The organism is Pseudomonas sp. B707 (assembly GCF_022496685.1).
In the GTDB taxonomy this organism is placed as follows: Bacteria; Pseudomonadota; Gammaproteobacteria; order Pseudomonadales; family Pseudomonadaceae; genus Aquipseudomonas; species Aquipseudomonas paraglycinae.
Map to the genome: position 1 here is coordinate 131,595 of NZ_WTVE01000006.1, position 16,192 is coordinate 147,786.

Consider the following 16,192-nt stretch of genomic DNA (forward strand, 5'->3'; position numbering starts at 1 on the left):
TGCGCCGCTTTTATAGGGTGAGCGAATTATTGGTCCCGGTTTTTCATTGAGCAATTTAAACTGTACTACCCGGTTAGTTTTGCGTGCGATTATCGAACAGAATGCCGGTTTGGCGAATTGACGATTTTTCGTCCACTGCCCAACATCCGTCTCACCTTGAGTCCGGAACTGAACCACCGGTCGCAGCGTGCACAAGAAAAGCACACCAAATAACAAATCCAAAAACGGGTGGAACACATGATTCCTTCACAGACTTCCCGCATGGCTCCGGCCATGAGCACTGCCACGGGTGGCATCGGCGACAAGATCCGCGGCGCCATGGCTGTCGGCAAGACCCGTTGGGGCATGCTGGCGCTGGTGTTTTTCGCCACCACGCTGAACTACATCGACCGCGCCGCTCTCGGCGTCATGCAGCCGATCCTCGCCAAGGAAATGAGCTGGACGGCGATGGACTACGCCAACATCAACTTCTGGTTTCAGGTCGGCTACGCGATCGGCTTCGTGCTGCAAGGACGGCTGATCGATCGGGTCGGCGTCAAGCGCGTGTTCTTCTGCGCGGTGCTGCTCTGGAGCCTGGCCACCGGCGCCCACGGCCTGGCGACCTCGGCGGTGGGCTTCATGGTCTGCCGGTTCATCCTCGGCCTGACTGAAGCGGCGAACTACCCGGCTTGTGTGAAGACCACGCGCCTGTGGTTCCCGGCCGGCGAGCGCGCCGTGGCCACCGGCATCTTCAACGCCGGCACCAACGTCGGTGCGATGTTCACCCCGATGCTGCTGCCGCTGATCCTTCACGTGTGGGGCTGGCAGGCTGCGTTCCTGTGCATGTCGGCACTGGGCGGGATCTGGCTGCTGTTCTGGGGCCTGAAGTATTTCAACCCGGAAGATCACCCGAGCGTTAAACAGTCGGAGCTGGAATACATCCAGAAAGAAGTCGAACCGGAACAGGCCCGCGTGCCGTTCTCGAAGATCCTGCGCATGCGCGGCACCTGGGCCTTCGCCCTCGCCTACTCGCTGACCGCGCCGGTGTTCTGGTTCTACCTGTACTGGCTGCCGCCGTTTCTCAATCAGCAATACAACCTGGGCATCAACGTTACCCAGATGGGCATTCCGCTGATCATCATCTACGTCACCGCCGACTTCGGCAGCGTGGGCGGCGGGATTCTGTCTTCATTCCTGATCGGTCGCGGCATGAACTCGATCAAGGCGCGGCTGCTGTCGATGTTCCTGTTCGCCTGCTGCATCATCGGCGTGGTCATGGCCGCCGGCTCCGCCAACCTGTGGATCGCGGTTGCCGCCATCTCCCTGGCCATCGGCGCGCATCAGGCCTGGACCGCCAACATCTGGAGCCTGGTGATGGACTACACGCCCAAGCACATGATGAGCACGGTGTTCGGTTTCGGCGGCATGTGCGCGGCGATCGGCGGGATGTTCATGACCCAGATCGTCGGCCACATCCTGACCGTCACCAACAACAACTACACCGTGCTGTTCACCATGATTCCGGCGATGTACTTCATCGCGCTGACCTGGATGTACTTCATGGCACCGCGCAAGATTCCTACCGTCACCGAGTAGCCCTTCAATACTGAGAAGCCGTCCTGCACCAACCGGCCTGATTTCAGGCCGGTTTTTCTTTCAGCGCCGGCTCTGCTGCCACGCTGCCGCCAGCCCGCTGCAACAGATCACCGCAATCCCGATCACCGTCATCAGGGTCGGCGTGTGCGCAAACAGCAACCAGCCCAACAACCCCGCGAACACGATCTGGCAATAGCCGAACGGCGCCAGCAACGCCGGCGCGGCATGGCGGAACGCCTGGGTCAGAAACAGGTGCGCGGTCATTCCGCAACTGCCCAGCGCCAGCATCAACAAGGCATGCCCCAGACTCGGCACCTGCCAGAAGAACGGCACCAGCGCACTCATCACCAGCGTGTTGCACAACCCGGCGAAAAAGTTGCTGGTGGTCGGGCTGTCGATTTCCGCGAGCTTGCGGGTGAGCAACTGATAGAAGCAGAAAAACAGCGCCGAGCAGAACGGCAACAGAATCGCCGGGGTGAACAAGTCACCGCCCGGATGGACGATGATCAGCACACCGATGAACCCGCACACCACCGCGATCCACTGACCGCGCGTCACCCGTTCCTTGAGCAGCGGCACCGACAGCGCCGTCACCAGCACCGGAGCAAGAAAGTTGACCGCCGTGGCCTCGGCCAGCGGGATGTACAGCAACGCTGTGGTGAAAAACAGGCTGGTGCCCAACAGGCACAACGCCCGCGCCAACTGCCACAACGGACGTTTGGTGCGCAGCACGCGCAGCCCGGACTGCGGCAGGAAAATCCCCGCCATCAGCAGCGTGTGCACCAGATACCGCGCCCACACCACCATCACGATCGGATAAAAACCCGAAAGGTATTTCGACAGCGCGTCGTGGCTGGAGAACAGGAAGGTTGCCACGACAATCAGCAAGATCCCCTTGAAGGGTTGGTTGACGCCGGAAAGCGGAGTGCTGACGGTCATGGGCTCTCTCTGAATGAAAAATAAACGGTGACGAGGACGCGTGCGCCCTCGCCCCTTGAAGCAGACTTATAGCCGGGCCAACAATTCCCGTGTCCGGTCGATCGCCATTTGCGCCCGCTGCAAACCACTCACGCCTTGCTCCAGCAATTTGACCGTGGGAATTTCCAGACTCAGGGGAAGGTTAGCCGGAAGACTGCGCAACAAACCGATCAAGTCACAATCGCCCTCGCCGGGAAACCGTCGTTCATTGCGAGCCTGACGCAAGATCTCGGCCATGTCCGTCGGCCTCGGCCCGGCTACATCGCACAACTGTGCATAGCGCAGCCGCGAGGCCGGCACACCGTCCAGATCTTCCAGCCGCGATCCGGAACGGTCGAAGTGAAACGCATCGACCAGTACCGCCCCGTTTTCGCGCCCGGCCTTGTCGACGATGCGCAACGCCTGTTCGAGATTGCGCGCATCGGTCCATGGCATGAACTCCAGATGCGGATGCAAACCATAGGGCGCCGCCAGATCGCAGAGTGCCGCAAAATTATCGGTGAGCCGCTGCTCGTCAGGATCGTTACCGGCGACCAGCAACTCGCTGGCACCGAACTCCGCGCCGACGCTAAGCAGTTGTTCGAAATCCGCAACCACCGTCTGCGCTTTCAAACGCAGGATTTCCACGTCGAGCACGCCGATTCCGGTGTCACGCAAACGCGCCAGTGTCTGACGCCGCAAATCGCCATCGGCTACCAATGGAAAGTGATATTCCTCGGGCGTCGCCGGCTCCAGACGCAGGCCGACATGGCTGTAACCGGCACGGGCCGCGACCTCGACCATCTCGGGTGGCGACAACTCCAGCACGGTCAGGCTGGCGAGGGATAGAATTCGTTCGTTCATGTTCAGGCCTCGATGATCTGCGCAGGTTCGGTGGCGCGACCGCTGGCCGCTGCTTCACGGATGGCCTCGACCAGCGCCAGAGTGCGGGCGGCATCGGCGGCACTCACCAGCGGTTCAACCTCCCGTCGCGCCACGCGGACGAAATGCTGCAACTGCAACCGCAGGGCTTCATCAGGCGTGAACGGTTCATCGACCGACAGCAACGGCTCGTGCCAACCGGCGTCCACCTGATCGGCGCTGTAATGCCAGCGCTTGAGCTGCGGAATGCTCAAGGCCCCGGCCGTTCCCGCCAGCAAGTAGCAAGGTTGATCGGCCTGGCGCGGATAGGCGGGGTTTTCCCCGGAGTTCAACTCCCAGCTCCACGGCGCCGCCACCGCATCGGAACCGGTCAGCGTACCCAGCGCTCCGCCGTCGAACTGCAGCAGGATCGCCGCGCTGTCTTCATTGGCAAAACCACGCAACGCACGGTCGGTGATCGCCTGCACCGAACGCACTTCGCCGCACAGATGACGCAGCAGATCGAGGTCGTGAATCAGATTGGTCAACAGCATGCCCGCGCCCTCTTCGCGCCGCCACGCGGTTTCGAAATACTGGTCAGGCTTGCGCAACTGGAACAACGCAGTCACCAGCGTCAGCCGCCCCAATGCTCCGCCCTTGACCAGTTCATGGGCTCGCACGATCAACGGATTGTGCCGCCGATGATGGCCAACCAGCACCGGCACGCCACTGCGTTTCACCGCCGCCACCAGTTCCCGCGCCTCATCCAGGTTTACGCCCACCGGTTTTTCCAGCAACACCGGAACACCAGCGGCGAGGCAATCCAGCGCAGTGCTGACGTGCTGATTATTCGGATTGGCGACGATCACTGCGTCTGGCCGATTTTGCTCCAGCATCTGACGGTGATCGGCGAAATGCGCCACACCCCACTCCGCCGCCAGGGCCGGTGCCTGAGGGCCGGGGTCGGCCACGGCGCATAACGCGGCCTCAGGGAGATTCTTCAGGTGCCGGTAATGTTGCTGGCCCATGTTACCGGCGCCGATCAGGGCGATGCGAAGGGGCGGGTTCAAGGTGCGATCCTCTTGTGATTGTTGTGGGAAAACTCACTCAATCAACAATTTAGAACCCGGTTCCAGATTCTCACACCCGCCCGACTGAAAAGTGGGCGAACAGCGCACAGCTTTGCTTAAACGAACAATTCCGAGGCCAGGCTGGCCGCCGACAGCTCCTCGGTGAACGTCAGCAACAGCGGCGCCAGTTCATGCAATCGCGCCCCCGGCATCCGGGCGCTTGGGCCGGCGATGCTGAGCACGCCAATCACCCGGCCATCGGCGGGATGTTTCACCACGGCAGCAATCGCCGAAGTGCCGACCGCCGAGCTTTCTTCCACACAGGCATAGCCCTGTTCCCGGGCAACGCGCAGGCGTTCGAGCAGTTCAATATTGGAGCGCGGCGCATTGGGCCCGATATCCGCCGGCACCTCCGCGCCCTGGCGCTCGACCAGCGACAACGCCTCGGCGTCGCTCATGCACGCCAGCCACGCATGGCCCGACGCGGTGTAGAACAGCGGCGCATCGCGGCCCATGTCCGGGTCGTAACGCAGGCCGGTGCGCGCGCCCTGGGCCTTGGCGATCCAGGTCTGGCGCTCGCCGTCGATCACACCCAGACGTACCAGCTCACCGGTTTCCTGGGCCAGCCGATCCAGCACCGGCTGCACAATGTCGGCACCGCTGCTCGACAGATATTGAAAGCCCATCGCCACCAGTTTGGTCGACAGGTGATAGCGCAACGTCTCCGGGTTCTGCCGCACGTAACCCAGGCGGATCAGCTCGGCGAGCAGGCGGTGCGTCGCGCTCTTCGGAATGTCCAGTTGCTCGGCCAGGGTCTGCATCGGCAGCCCGCGCGGATCACTGGTGAGGCTTTCCAGCGCGCTGAAAACCCGTTCGATTTGACTGCCGGCCATGGTGCGCTCTCGGTGAAATTTCGCCGATTCTAGAAGACATCCCAAGGAATGCGAAATCTGGAACCCGACGTCCGATAACCGCCCACTTTGCGCGTCAGTCGGTTGATCTGCTTCGCCCGCGCTGGTTATTTTCTGGAACATGATTCTAAAAACAATTGATTGCTGGAGCCCTCCTGATGCCTGCCCTTTCCGATATCGACTGCGACGTTCTGGTGGTCGGCTCCGGCGCCGCCGGTTTGTCGGCCGCCGTCACCGCCGCCTGGCATGGCTTGAAGGTCATCGTGGTGGAAAAGGATCCGGTGTTCGGCGGCGCCACCGCGTGGTCCGGCGGCTGGGCGTGGGTGCCGTGCAATCCGCTGGCCCGGCGCGCCGGGATCGTCGAAGACGTGGAATTGCCGCGCACCTATCTGCGCCACGAACTCGGCAAACACTACGACCCGGCCATGATCGACGCCTTCCTTGAAGCCGGCCCGCGCATGGTGGCGTTTTTCGAACAGCACACCGCCCTGCAATTCGCCGACGGCAACGCCATCGCCGACATCCACGGTGAAACACCGGGCGCCGGCACCGGCGGACGCTCGGTGATTGCCGCGCCCTACGACGGACGAAAGGTCGGGCGCCTGCTCAAGCGTCTTCGTACAACCATGCGCGAAACATCGTTCATGGGCATGCCGATCATGGCCGGTGCGGACCTGTCGGCGTTTCTCAATCTGACTCGCTCGTTGTCGGCAGCCTGGCACGTGACCCGGCGTTTCACTCGCCACCTGCTGGACCTGGCGCTGCACGGCCGGGCGATGCAACTGGTCAATGGCGTGGCGCTGGTGGCGCGGCTGGCGAAATCCGCCGAAGACCTCGGCGTGCTGCTGTGGGAATCGGCGCCAGTGACTGAACTGCTGCGCGACGAATCACGCATCACCGGCGCTCGCGTGCACACCGCGAAAGGCCCGGTCACTGTCCATGCGCGCAAGGGCGTGGTGCTCGCGGCCGGCGGATTTGCCAACGACATCGAGCGGCGCAAGGCCTTGTTCCCGCGCACGCCCACCGGTCACGAACATTGGGCGCTGCCTCCGCTGGCAGTCAATGGCGATGGCCTGCGGCTGGGTGAAAACGTCGGAGGCCGGGTCAACACCGATGTGGCCTCGCCAGTCGCCTGGGCACCGGTCTCACAAGTGACGCATTCCGACGGCAGCATCGGCCATTTCCCGCACATCATCGAACGCGGCAAACCGGGCGTCATCGGCGTGCTGCGCAACGGCCAGCGCTTCGTCAACGAAGCCAACGGCTATTACGACTACGTCAGCGCCATGGTCGCCGCCGCCCCCGAGGGCGAAGAGGTCGCGTCCTGGCTGATCTGCACCCACGCGTTCCAGCGCCGTTACGGGCTCGGCATGTCTCGGCCGTTTCCGGTGCCGGTGTCAGGTTTTATCCGCAGCGGCTATCTGAAAACCGGCGACACCCTGGAGGAATTGGCCGCTGCATGCGGTATCGACGCGAAGGGTTTACGCGCCACCGTCGACGACTACAACCGCCACGCCCGGCACGGCGACGATCCGCTGTTCGGTCGCGGCTCGACCCCGTACAACCGCAAACAGGGTGATCCGGCGCAACAGCCCAATCCGTGCGTCGCTCCTATCGAACACGGCCCGTTCTACGCGGTGAAGGTTCAGCCCGGCTGCTTCGGCACCTTCGCCGGTCTCAAGGTCAACCCGCATGCGCAAGTGCTCGACGCCGAAGACCAGCCTATCGCCGGGCTGTACGCGGCCGGTGGCGACATGGCCAGCATCATGGGCGGGCATTATCCGGCGGGCGGGATCAACCTCGGCCCGGCGCTGACTTTCGGTTACATCGCAGCCCGACACATGGCGGGCGTCACGGCTTTCGAACAGGAGATCGACCATGCAGCACATCGTTAACAGACAAGGACTGAACCTGCCAAAACTCGGCCTCGGCACCTGGCCGATGCTCGGCGACGAATGCACCCGCGCCGTGGAGCAAGCGCTGGAACTCGGTTACCGGCACATCGACACGGCAGCGGCCTACAACAACGAAGATGCAGTCGGACAGGCCCTGGCGAATACGCCGACACCCCGCGAGCAGATTCACGTCACCACCAAGGTCTGGTGGGACCAGTTGCAACCGGATGCCATGCGTCATTCGCTGGATCGCAGCCTCAAGGCCTTGCGCAGCGAGTACGTCGACCTGTTCATGATTCATTGGCCGACCACCGACTGGGACCTGCCGCGCACCCTTGAGACCCTCGCGTCGTTCAAGGAGCAAGGTTTGGCTCGCAACATCGGTGTAGCGAATTTTCCGCTGCCGCTGCTGCGCAAAGTCGTCGAGGAATACGGCATCCCTCTGTCAGCCATTCAGGTCGAGTACCACGTCCTGCTCGGACAAAACGCCCTGCTCGACTACGCCCGTCAACATGATCTGGCGCTCACGGCCTACACGCCACTGGCGCGTAACAAGGTCTCGGAGATTCCACAGATTCAGCAGATCGCCGAAAAACACGGCGTGCTGCCGACTCAAGTGGCGCTGAAGTGGCTGCTGGATCAGGACAACGTGGCGGCGATTCCCAAGGCCAGCAGCAAGACCAATCAACTGGCCAACCTGGCCTCGCTGAATGTCGAACTGGATGATGACGACCGGGCGCTGATCGCCGCGTTGTCCAAGCGCGAACGTCAGGTCAGCCCGGATTTCGCGCCGGTGTGGGATGCCTTCGACCGCTGATATCTGACCCGGCGAAAGAAATCCGCCGGCGGATTGAATTCCCGGCGCTCGCGCTCGTCAATAACAGGCCCGACCTCGTCACCCCGAGGCCGGGCCTTTGTGCGTGTGTGTGAATAGACGGACGACCGGACTGGCGCCACACTCACACACCAGCAACACTCATCACCACGATCAGACAGAGGATTCCCACATGCTATGGAAAAAAGGCCGACGCAGTGACAACGTCGTCGACGCCCGTGGCGATGACATGGGCGGTGGTGGGGGCATGCGCTTCGGCGGCGGCAAGGGCCTGAGCCTCGGGGCGATCCTGCTGATCGTCGGCATCGGCTGGATCACCGGCCAGGACCCGCTGCAGATCCTCGGCCAGCTCACCGGCCAAGGCACACAGCAAGTCGCACCGACTTCGCAAACCCGTCAGGCACCGCCGGCCAACGATGAACAGGCCGAATTCGTGCGCTCGATCCTCGGCGACACCGAAGACACCTGGGGCGCGATCTTCCAGCAGGCCGGCCGGCAATATAAGGATCCGACCCTGGTGCTGTTCAGCAACCGGGTCAATTCCGCCTGCGGTCTGGCGACCTCGGCCACCGGCCCGTTCTATTGCCCGGCAGACCAGAAGGTCTATCTGGACATGGCGTTCTTCCAGGAAATGTCCCAGCGCTTCAAGGCTGCCGGCGACTTCGCCCAGGCCTACGTGATCGCTCACGAAGTCGGACACCATGTGCAGACGCTTCTCGGCGTCTCGGCGAAAATTCAGACAGCCCGCCAGCAAGGCCGGCAGATGGAAGGTGACGGCGGGCTGCTGGTGCGTCAGGAACTGCAAGCCGATTGTCTGGCCGGGGTCTGGGCCTACAACGCGCAGAAGCGTCTGAACTGGCTGGAACCGGGCGACATCGAAGAAGCCTTGAACGCGGCGAACGCCATCGGTGATGATCGCCTGCAACAACAGGGTCAGGGCCGTGTGGTGCCGGACTCGTTTACCCACGGTACGTCGGCGCAAAGGGTGCGCTGGTTCAAAACCGGATTCGCCCAGGGCCAGGTCGGCCAGTGCGATACCTTTGCGGCGAAAAACCTGTAAATGCATAAATGGCTGTTGGCTTTACTGTTCATCGGCGGCACCGCCCAAGCGGCCGGCGTCGACGCAATCAGTCCCGGGCGCCTGCAATTGCAGGCCGGCGAAATGGCGGTGGGCATCGGCCCGGCGCCAGCGAAAATCGAGCGCGTGCTGATCGTCATTCATGGCCGTCTGCGCAACGCCGAGACCTATCGCAAAAGCGGCGAAGTCGCGGCGGAACTGGCCGGGCAAACCGCCAACACCCTGGTGATCGCCCCGCAGTTTCTCAACGAAAGCGATGTGTCGCTCTACTCGCTACCCGCCAGCGTGCTGCGCTGGCAAGGCAACGACTGGATGGGCGGCGGGTTATCCACAGGGCCGAACCCGCTGAGTTCCTACGCCGCACTGGACGAAATCGTCGGAAGGCTGAGCGATCGCAAGCAGTTTCCGGATGTGAAGCAGATCGTGATCTTCGGCCACTCCGGCGGCGCGCAGGTGGTGCAGCGTTATGCGCTGCTGGCCCAGGAACAACCGGCGCTCAAGACCGAAGGCATTCGCTTGCGTTACGTGGTGGCCAACCCGTCGTCCTACGCCTACTTCAATGAGCAACGCCCGGTGGCCTTCGATCATGCCAAATGCCCCGGTTTCAACCGCTGGAAGTACGGTCTAGTGGACCCGCCGATCTACTCGGGTGGGCAAACGCCCGCGCAGCTTGAAGGCCGTTACGTCAAACGTGAGGTGATTTATCTGCTGGGCCAGCAGGACACCGACCCGCAACACCCGGCGCTGGACAAGAGCTGCGCCGCCAAAGCCCAGGGATCTTATCGACTGGAGCGCGGGAAGCTGTTTTTCGGTTACTTGCTGCGTCGTCACCCTGAAGGGGTGAATCAGCGGCTGATCGAAGTACCCGGCGTCGGGCATAACGGCGACGGCATGCTGACCTCGCCGGAAGGCCAGAAAGCGATATTCGAGCAATAAAAAACGGGGGCCGAAGCCCCCGTTTTTTTTTCAAGCGAACAACATTCGCCGCAATTCCACACAATCCTTCGCATGCCAGTCGGTCAACTCCGGCCACGGATTATCCGGCAGGTTCACCAGCACCGTGTGGGTCCCCGCCGCCCGGCCGCAATCAAGATCAAACCGGTAATCTCCGACCATCACCATCTCGCTCGCCGGCACTTGCCAGGCTTCGGCCAGTTTCAGCAAACCGCCCGGATGCGGTTTCGGCTCAGCTTCATCGCGGCCCAGCACATCCTCCACCGCAAAACAGTCGGCCAGGCCGATGGCCTCCAGCGTCACATGAGCCAGCTCCCGCGCATTGCGGGTCAGAATGCCGAGGCGATAGCCCCGGGCGTGCAGGTCGCGCACCAGCTCCACCGCGCCGACCGCCGGGGTCGAGCCAAGCGCCAGATCGCGCTCATGTTCCAACAGCCATGCATGCTTCGTCGCCGCTTCTTCGGCGGGCAATGCAGCGAGGTGGGTGAGAATGTCGTCCTCCGGCGGGATCGCCAGCGCCACGCGGATCGCCGCGAAGTCGTGCACGGCGACGGTCAGGGTGCCGTCCATGTCAAACACCCAGTGCCGCACATCCGCCAGACTCATGCCCAGTCCTTGCGATGACGGATCAGGCCTTCCTGGGTCACCGACGCCACCAGTTGCCCGGCGCGATTGAACACACTGCCACGGGAGAAACCGCGGGAATTGCCGGCCCATGGGCTATCCATGGCGTAGAGCAACCAGTCATCGGCGCGCAGATCGTTGTGGAACCACAAGGCGTGGTCGAGGCTGGCGACCTGCATGTCTTTCTGCCAGACCGATTTGCCGTGCGGCAGCATCGAGGTGGTCAGCAGGCCGAAGTCCGAGGCGTAGGCCAGCAGGTATTTATGCAGTGCCGGGATATCGGCCAACGCGCCGTCGGCACGGAACCACACGTACTTGACCGGATCCGCCGGTTGCGGGTTGTACGGGTCTTTTTCGGTGACCGGGCGCACTTCGATCGGCTTCGGGCACAGCAGCTTTTCGCGCATGTGTTCCGGGATCAGGTGCGCGCGTTGCTGGGTCAGCTCCAGCTCCGACGGCAGGTTTTCCGGGCCGACCACTTGCGGCATCTGGCTCTGGTGTTCGAAGCCTTCTTCGTCGTACTGGAACGAAGCGCTGCAGGTGAAAATCGGGTGGCCCTTCTGGATCGCGGTCACGCGGCGGGTGCTGAAACTGCCGCCGTCCCGCACGCGGTCCACCGAGTAGACCACCGGCAACTTGGCATCGCCCGGACGCAGAAAATAACCGTGCATCGAATGCACATGACGCGCTTCTTCAACGGTCTGACTGGCCGCCGACAGCGACTGGCCCAATACCTGGCCGCCGAACAACTGGCGAAAGCCCAGATCCTGACTGCGACCACGGAACAGGTTTTCCTCGATCGGTTCGAGGGTCAGCAGATCCACCAGATCTTCCAACACTTGGCTCATTCAGACTCTCCTCACACAACGCTATGCCGCGCAGTCCTGACTGCGACGGCCAATTCAGATTCTGGCGCGAGCCACTGATCGCGCCATTGTAAACGTCCGTGTCGGCTTAGCCATGCAGGGTCTGCAGCCATTGCTCCCGGGTGATGCGGTACAACACGTGTCGACGCAACGGATGGTCGACCGCCAGTTTCGGGTGATCAAAATCGTCGGCTGGATCGTGATGCATGCCGATCGCCTGCATGACTTTTTCCGACGGCAGATTGCTCTGCGCAGTGAAGGACACGATTTCCTTCAGGGCCAACCGGTCAAAACCGCAGCGCAGCGCGGTCCACGCCGCCTCGCTGGCATAACCGAGGCCCCAGTGTTCCTTGGCCAGCCGCCAGCCGATTTCCACCGCCGGGGTGAACGGCGCATCGAAGCCGACCACGCCGAGCCCGGTAAAACCGATGAACTCGCCGCTGTCCTTGCGCTCCAGCGCCCACAGGCCATAACCGTGCTCGGCAAAATGCCCGCGCACCCGGCCGATCAACGCGGCGCTTTCCAGCCGGCTCAAGGGCGCGGGGAAGTAGCGCATCACCTGCGGGTCGGCGCACATTGCCGCGAACGCCGGCAAATCCTCGTCCTGCCATTGGCGCATCAGCAGCCTTGCGCTTTCCAGCTCCAGTATCGGTTCCATCCCGCCCCTCCGCTTGATGCCGTCAGTCTACATCGCTGTTAGGCTTTGCACTCTTTCCTGCAGCCTTTATGAATAGTCCACCATGCCGTTGCCGCTGATCTACCACGAAGACTACAGCCCGGAATTCCCGGCGGAACACCGCTTCCCCATGGACAAGTTCCGCCTGCTGCGCGATCACCTGGTGGACAGCGGCCTGACCCGCGACGAAGACCTGCTGCGCCCTGAACTGTGCCCCGCCGACATTCTCGCCCTGGCCCATGACCGCGGTTATATCGAACGCTACATGAGTGGCGAGTTGTCCCGCGAAGACCAGCGGCGCCTCGGTCTGCCGTGGAACGAAGCCCTGGCCCGACGCACGGTGCGGGCGGTCGGCGGTTCGATTCTCGCGGCAGAGAAAGCCCTGGAACATGGCCTGGCCTGTCACCTCGCCGGTGGCACCCATCACGCCCACTACGATTACCCCGCCGGCTTCTGCATCTTCAATGACCTGGCGATCATCAGTCACTATTTGCTGCAAAGCGGCCGGGTGAACCGGGTGCTGATCTTCGACTGCGACGTGCATCAGGGCGACGGCACTGCACGGATTCTGCACAACACCCCGGAAGCAATCACCGTTTCCCTGCACTGCGAAAAGAACTTTCCTGCACGCAAGGCCGAAAGCGACTGGGACATTCCGCTGCCCAACGGCATGGGCGATGCCGATTACCTGAAAGTGGTCGACGACGCGCTCAACTATCTGCTGCCGCTGTATCAGCCTGATCTGGTGCTGTACGACGCCGGCGTCGACGTGCACAAGGACGACGCCCTCGGTTATCTGCAACTGACTGACGAAGGCGTCGCCGCCCGCGACGAAAGCGTGATGCGCCACTGCCTGGGCCGCGACATCCCGGTGGTCGGCGTGATCGGCGGCGGATACAGCAAGGATCGCCAGGCCCTCGCCCGCCGCCACGGCATCTTGCATCACAGTGCGCAGCGCGTCTGGCAGTCATCGGGTTGTCATTGAGTTGTGCTGCGTTACCCACAGTGGCTGTGGAACGGCCTGTGGATAACCTGAGCGAAAGGGACTACAGCCCACGCTGAACATGGCTTGCAGCGCGCTGGTTGTTTTTTGATCAGGCCTGACGATGGTCGCTGCTGCTAGAATGCGCGGCTTATTCCGCCACGCTATTGCCGCTGCCATGACCCAGACTTCTGCCGCCCTTCCCGCTCACGTCGCCATCATCGGCGGTGGCCCCGCCGGCCTGATGGCCGCCGAAGTGCTGAGCCAGGCCGGAGTCCGCGTCGATCTGTACGACGGCATGCCCTCGGTGGGCCGCAAGTTCCTGCTGGCCGGGGTCGGCGGCATGAACATCACCCACTCCGAAGCCTACCCGGCATTCCTCTCGCGCTACGCCGAACGCGCCCCGAACATCGCCCCGCTGCTGCGCGCGTTCGACGCCGACGCACTGTGCCGCTGGATCAACGAACTGGGAATCAAAACCTTCATCGGCAGCTCCGGCCGGGTGTTCCCCACCGACATGAAAGCCGCGCCATTGCTGCGCGCCTGGCTCAAGCGCCTGCGCGACAGCGGCGTGGTTATCCACACCCGCCACCGCTGGCTCGGCTGGGACGAAAACGGCGCGCTGCGCATCGACAGCCCGGAAGGCGAGAAAACCTTTTCCCCCGACGCCACCCTGCTCGCCCTCGGCGGCGGCAGCTGGTCGCGACTGGGTTCCGACGGCGCGTGGATGCTGCCGCTGGAGCAACGCGGCGTAGGACTGTCGCCGTTGCAGCCGAGTAACTGCGGCTTCGAGGTGCAGGCCTGGAGCGAGTTGATGGTCAGCAAATTCGCTGGAGCACCGTTGAAAAACATCGCCATCGGTTTGAACGACGATGTTCCGCGTTTGGGTGAATGCGTGATCACCGCGACCGGCATCGAGGGCAGCCTGATCTACGCGCTGTCAGCGCCGATTCGTGAGGCGATCAATGTGCACGGTGCCGCGACCATTCACATCGACCTGCTGCCCGGCCGGCCTGTGGATAAATTGCAGGCGGCGTTGAGCAAACCACGGGGTTCGCGCTCGATGGCCAAGCATCTGCACAGTCAGGTCGGGATTGATGGGGTGAAAGCGGCGCTGTTGCGAGAGCTCACTGGTGCTGCGACGTTTGCTGATCCGGCAATGTTGGCCCGGGCGATCAAGGCTTTGCCGCTGACGCTGGTGAAAACCCGTCCGCTGGACGAGGCGATCAGTAGTGCCGGCGGGGTGACGTTCGAGGCGATGGATGAGCGGATGATGCTCAAGGCGTTGCCGGGGGTGTTTTGTGCGGGGGAGATGCTGGATTGGGAAGCGCCGACGGGCGGGTATCTGCTGACGGCGTGCTTTGCCAGTGGCCGGGCGGCGGGGTTGGGGATGCTGGACTGGTTACGACGCTGAGATCGGGTCGCCCCTTTCCCCTCACCCCAGCCCTCTCCCGGAGGGAGAGGGAGCAGACCGCGGTGTCTGGCGTCATACATCGACCTGAAAGACCGAGTCGTTTATGGATTTATCGATCAAGTGTTTTTCATAACTTGAGTTCGACTCGATATTTCAGGTCGACGTAACTCGCAAAAACAACTCGATCAGTCCCCTCTCCCCCCGGGTGTATGTACCGGAGACATAGTGGACAGGTGTTCGGAGACATGGTGGACACTTTTAAATAGACACATTGCTCATCGCGAAGGAGATGGCCTGTGTCTTGGGAAGAGGTGTCTACCGTGCAGCTACGTACAGAATTCGTGCTTTTGGCTCGGCAAGAAGGGGCCAATGTTCGGCAGCTTTGCCGTCGATTCAACATCAGCCCAAGCACTGCCTACAAATGGCTCAGCAGGTTTGAAAAATCAGGGGCCGAGGGTCTGAACAATCAGTCACGACGACCGAAGACGTCACCCAAACGTTGTGCTGACGAGGTGGAGAAGCAGATTCTGAACGTGAGTCAGGAGTACGCGGCTTGGGGCGCTCGCAAGCTCAAACGCGTGCTGGAAGACAAGGGTTTAGTGATGCCTTCCGTCAGCACCGTGCATGCGGTTTTACAGCGTCATTCGCGCGTTGATCCAAAGGCCGCCGAGATCAAACCGTTCATCCGTTTCGAGCATGACGCACCCAATGATTTGTGGCAGATGGACTTCAAGGGACACGTCGGTATGCGTCATGGCCGCTGCCACCCTTTGACGATATTGGATGACCATTCCCGCTTCTCGTTGTGCATCGCCGCTTGCGCCAATCAACAACGCCAAACCGTGGAAGAACAGCTTGTTGGAGTGTTTCGCCGATACGGTCTGCCGCAACGCATGACCATGGATAACGGTTCGCCATGGGGTGACCAAACCGGGGTCTACACCGCCCTGGAAGTCTGGCTGATGAGACAGGGCATCCGGGTCAGCCACTCCCGGCCCTACCATCCACAAACTCAGGGCAAGATTGAGCGATTCCATCGCAGCTTGAAGGCCGAAGTTCTGCAGAGTCAGTGCTTTATCGATCTCGTCGGAGCACAAAAAGCCTTCGATATCTGGCGAGAAACTTACAATCAGAAGCGCCCGCATCAAGCCTTGGGAATGGGGGTTCCAGCGAGCCGCTACAGCAGTAGCCCGCTTGAATACCAAGAGACCCGGCCTGTCCTGGAGTACGCGGAAGGAGATTTGGTCAGGAAAGTTCAGGGCAATGGCGAGATGTACTGGAGAAGCAGCCAATTCCTGATCGGAAAGGCCTTCATCGGGGAGCTGATAGCGATCAGGGGAACGACAGAAGATGGCATCTACGATGTCTACTGGAGCAGACATCGCATTGCCCGAATTGACTTGATTCAACAGACCGTTGTATCAGGTAAGCGGATTTGAAAACCGTCCACCATGTCCCCGAACATGTGTCCACCATGTCTCCGGTACATACACC

General features: G+C 62.1%; 15 protein-coding genes. 8 read left to right on the forward strand and 7 right to left on the reverse strand.

Translation table 11 applies throughout. The features are described from left to right. Window positions 1–237: 237 nt before the first annotated feature. Window positions 238–1,575 (forward strand): MFS transporter, encoded by a 1,338-nt coding sequence (locus GQX66_RS02315; RefSeq protein WP_240865908.1) that lies wholly within the window; start codon window positions 238–240, stop codon window positions 1,573–1,575. 60 nt (window positions 1,576–1,635) lie between these two features. On the opposite strand, the gene GQX66_RS02320 is transcribed toward GQX66_RS02315, so the two are convergent. From GQX66_RS02320 to GQX66_RS02335, 4 genes are all read right to left on the reverse strand, one after another. Next, window positions 1,636–2,514 carry a DMT family transporter gene (locus GQX66_RS02320; protein WP_007958785.1) on the reverse strand — a complete coding sequence of 293 codons (879 nt, stop codon included), beginning with the start codon at window positions 2,512–2,514 and terminating at the stop codon, window positions 1,636–1,638. Window positions 2,515–2,580: 66 nt separating this feature from the next. Continuing rightward, on the reverse strand, window positions 2,581–3,396 hold the full coding sequence (locus tag GQX66_RS02325; RefSeq protein ID WP_240865917.1) for a sugar phosphate isomerase/epimerase: 816 nt from the start codon (window positions 3,394–3,396) through the stop codon (window positions 2,581–2,583). Window positions 3,397–3,398: 2 nt separating this feature from the next. Beyond that, complete coding sequence (locus GQX66_RS02330) at window positions 3,399–4,463, reverse strand: Gfo/Idh/MocA family oxidoreductase (RefSeq protein WP_240865919.1); 1,065 nt, start codon at window positions 4,461–4,463, stop codon at window positions 3,399–3,401. Window positions 4,464–4,579: 116 nt separating this feature from the next. Continuing rightward, a complete protein-coding gene (locus tag GQX66_RS02335) occupies window positions 4,580–5,356 on the reverse strand; it encodes an IclR family transcriptional regulator (protein ID WP_240865921.1) in 777 nt (258 codons plus the stop codon). Window positions 5,357–5,532: 176 nt separating this feature from the next. Here GQX66_RS02335 and GQX66_RS02340 point away from each other — a divergent pair, with 176 nt between their 5' ends. From GQX66_RS02340 to GQX66_RS02355, 4 genes are all read left to right on the forward strand, one after another. Then, a complete protein-coding gene (locus tag GQX66_RS02340) occupies window positions 5,533–7,269 on the forward strand; it encodes an FAD-dependent oxidoreductase (protein ID WP_240865923.1) in 1,737 nt (578 codons plus the stop codon). Then, entirely contained in the window at window positions 7,253–8,086 is an 834-nt protein-coding gene (locus tag GQX66_RS02345; protein WP_007958759.1) for an aldo/keto reductase, read from the forward strand. The genes GQX66_RS02340 and GQX66_RS02345 overlap by 17 nt, the downstream gene beginning before the upstream one ends. 190 nt (window positions 8,087–8,276) lie before the next feature. Continuing rightward, a complete protein-coding gene (locus GQX66_RS02350) occupies window positions 8,277–9,164 on the forward strand; it encodes a neutral zinc metallopeptidase (protein WP_240865926.1) in 888 nt (295 codons plus the stop codon). Beyond that, window positions 9,165–10,118, forward strand: coding sequence for an alpha/beta hydrolase (locus tag GQX66_RS02355; protein ID WP_240865928.1), 954 nt, complete (start codon window positions 9,165–9,167; stop codon window positions 10,116–10,118). 30 nt (window positions 10,119–10,148) lie between these two features. On the opposite strand, the gene GQX66_RS02360 is transcribed toward GQX66_RS02355, so the two are convergent. From GQX66_RS02360 to GQX66_RS02370, 3 genes are all read right to left on the reverse strand, one after another. Then, complete coding sequence (locus tag GQX66_RS02360; RefSeq protein ID WP_240865931.1) at window positions 10,149–10,742, reverse strand: HAD family hydrolase; 594 nt, start codon at window positions 10,740–10,742, stop codon at window positions 10,149–10,151. Further along, window positions 10,739–11,608 carry an acyl-CoA thioesterase II gene (gene tesB / locus GQX66_RS02365; protein WP_007958750.1) on the reverse strand — a complete coding sequence of 290 codons (870 nt, stop codon included), beginning with the start codon at window positions 11,606–11,608 and terminating at the stop codon, window positions 10,739–10,741. Before tesB ends, GQX66_RS02360 begins: the two co-directional genes overlap by 4 nt. Window positions 11,609–11,714: 106 nt before the next feature. After that, entirely contained in the window at window positions 11,715–12,284 is a 570-nt protein-coding gene (locus GQX66_RS02370; RefSeq protein ID WP_064382143.1) for a GNAT family N-acetyltransferase, read from the reverse strand. An 82-nt stretch (window positions 12,285–12,366) separates the two neighbouring features. Here GQX66_RS02370 and GQX66_RS02375 point away from each other — a divergent pair, with 82 nt between their 5' ends. The 3 genes from GQX66_RS02375 (at window position 12,367) to GQX66_RS02385 (ending at window position 16,137) form a co-directional block, all read left to right on the forward strand. Then, window positions 12,367–13,287, forward strand: coding sequence for a histone deacetylase (locus tag GQX66_RS02375; protein WP_102716637.1), 921 nt, complete (start codon window positions 12,367–12,369; stop codon window positions 13,285–13,287). 175 nt (window positions 13,288–13,462) lie between these two features. After that, on the forward strand, window positions 13,463–14,698 hold the full coding sequence (locus GQX66_RS02380; protein WP_240865934.1) for a TIGR03862 family flavoprotein: 1,236 nt from the start codon (window positions 13,463–13,465) through the stop codon (window positions 14,696–14,698). Between the two features lie 296 nt (window positions 14,699–14,994). Continuing rightward, window positions 14,995–16,137: an IS481 family transposase gene (locus GQX66_RS02385; RefSeq protein ID WP_085746414.1), complete on the forward strand. Its 1,143-nt coding sequence runs from the start codon at window positions 14,995–14,997 to the stop codon at window positions 16,135–16,137. Window positions 16,138–16,192: the final 55 nt, after the last annotated feature.

Excerpts from the sequence above, each read along its gene's own strand:
- GQX66_RS02315 (WP_240865908.1), top strand. The coding sequence starts at position 238 with ATGATTCCTTCACAGACTTCCCGCATGGCTCCGGCCATGAGCACTGCC.
- GQX66_RS02320 (WP_007958785.1), bottom strand. The coding sequence starts at position 2,514 with ATGACCGTCAGCACTCCGCTTTCCGGCGTCAACCAACCCTTCAAGGGG.
- GQX66_RS02325 (WP_240865917.1), bottom strand. The coding sequence starts at position 3,396 with ATGAACGAACGAATTCTATCCCTCGCCAGCCTGACCGTGCTGGAGTTG.
- GQX66_RS02335 (WP_240865921.1), bottom strand. The coding sequence starts at position 5,356 with ATGGCCGGCAGTCAAATCGAACGGGTTTTCAGCGCGCTGGAAAGCCTC.
- GQX66_RS02340 (WP_240865923.1), top strand. The coding sequence starts at position 5,533 with ATGCCTGCCCTTTCCGATATCGACTGCGACGTTCTGGTGGTCGGCTCC.
- GQX66_RS02345 (WP_007958759.1), top strand. The coding sequence starts at position 7,253 with ATGCAGCACATCGTTAACAGACAAGGACTGAACCTGCCAAAACTCGGC.
- GQX66_RS02350 (WP_240865926.1), top strand. The coding sequence starts at position 8,277 with ATGCTATGGAAAAAAGGCCGACGCAGTGACAACGTCGTCGACGCCCGT.
- GQX66_RS02355 (WP_240865928.1), top strand. The coding sequence starts at position 9,165 with ATGCATAAATGGCTGTTGGCTTTACTGTTCATCGGCGGCACCGCCCAA.
- GQX66_RS02360 (WP_240865931.1), bottom strand. The coding sequence starts at position 10,742 with ATGAGTCTGGCGGATGTGCGGCACTGGGTGTTTGACATGGACGGCACC.
- tesB (WP_007958750.1), bottom strand. The coding sequence starts at position 11,608 with ATGAGCCAAGTGTTGGAAGATCTGGTGGATCTGCTGACCCTCGAACCG.
- GQX66_RS02370 (WP_064382143.1), bottom strand. The coding sequence starts at position 12,284 with ATGGAACCGATACTGGAGCTGGAAAGCGCAAGGCTGCTGATGCGCCAA.
- GQX66_RS02375 (WP_102716637.1), top strand. The coding sequence starts at position 12,367 with ATGCCGTTGCCGCTGATCTACCACGAAGACTACAGCCCGGAATTCCCG.
- GQX66_RS02380 (WP_240865934.1), top strand. The coding sequence starts at position 13,463 with ATGACCCAGACTTCTGCCGCCCTTCCCGCTCACGTCGCCATCATCGGC.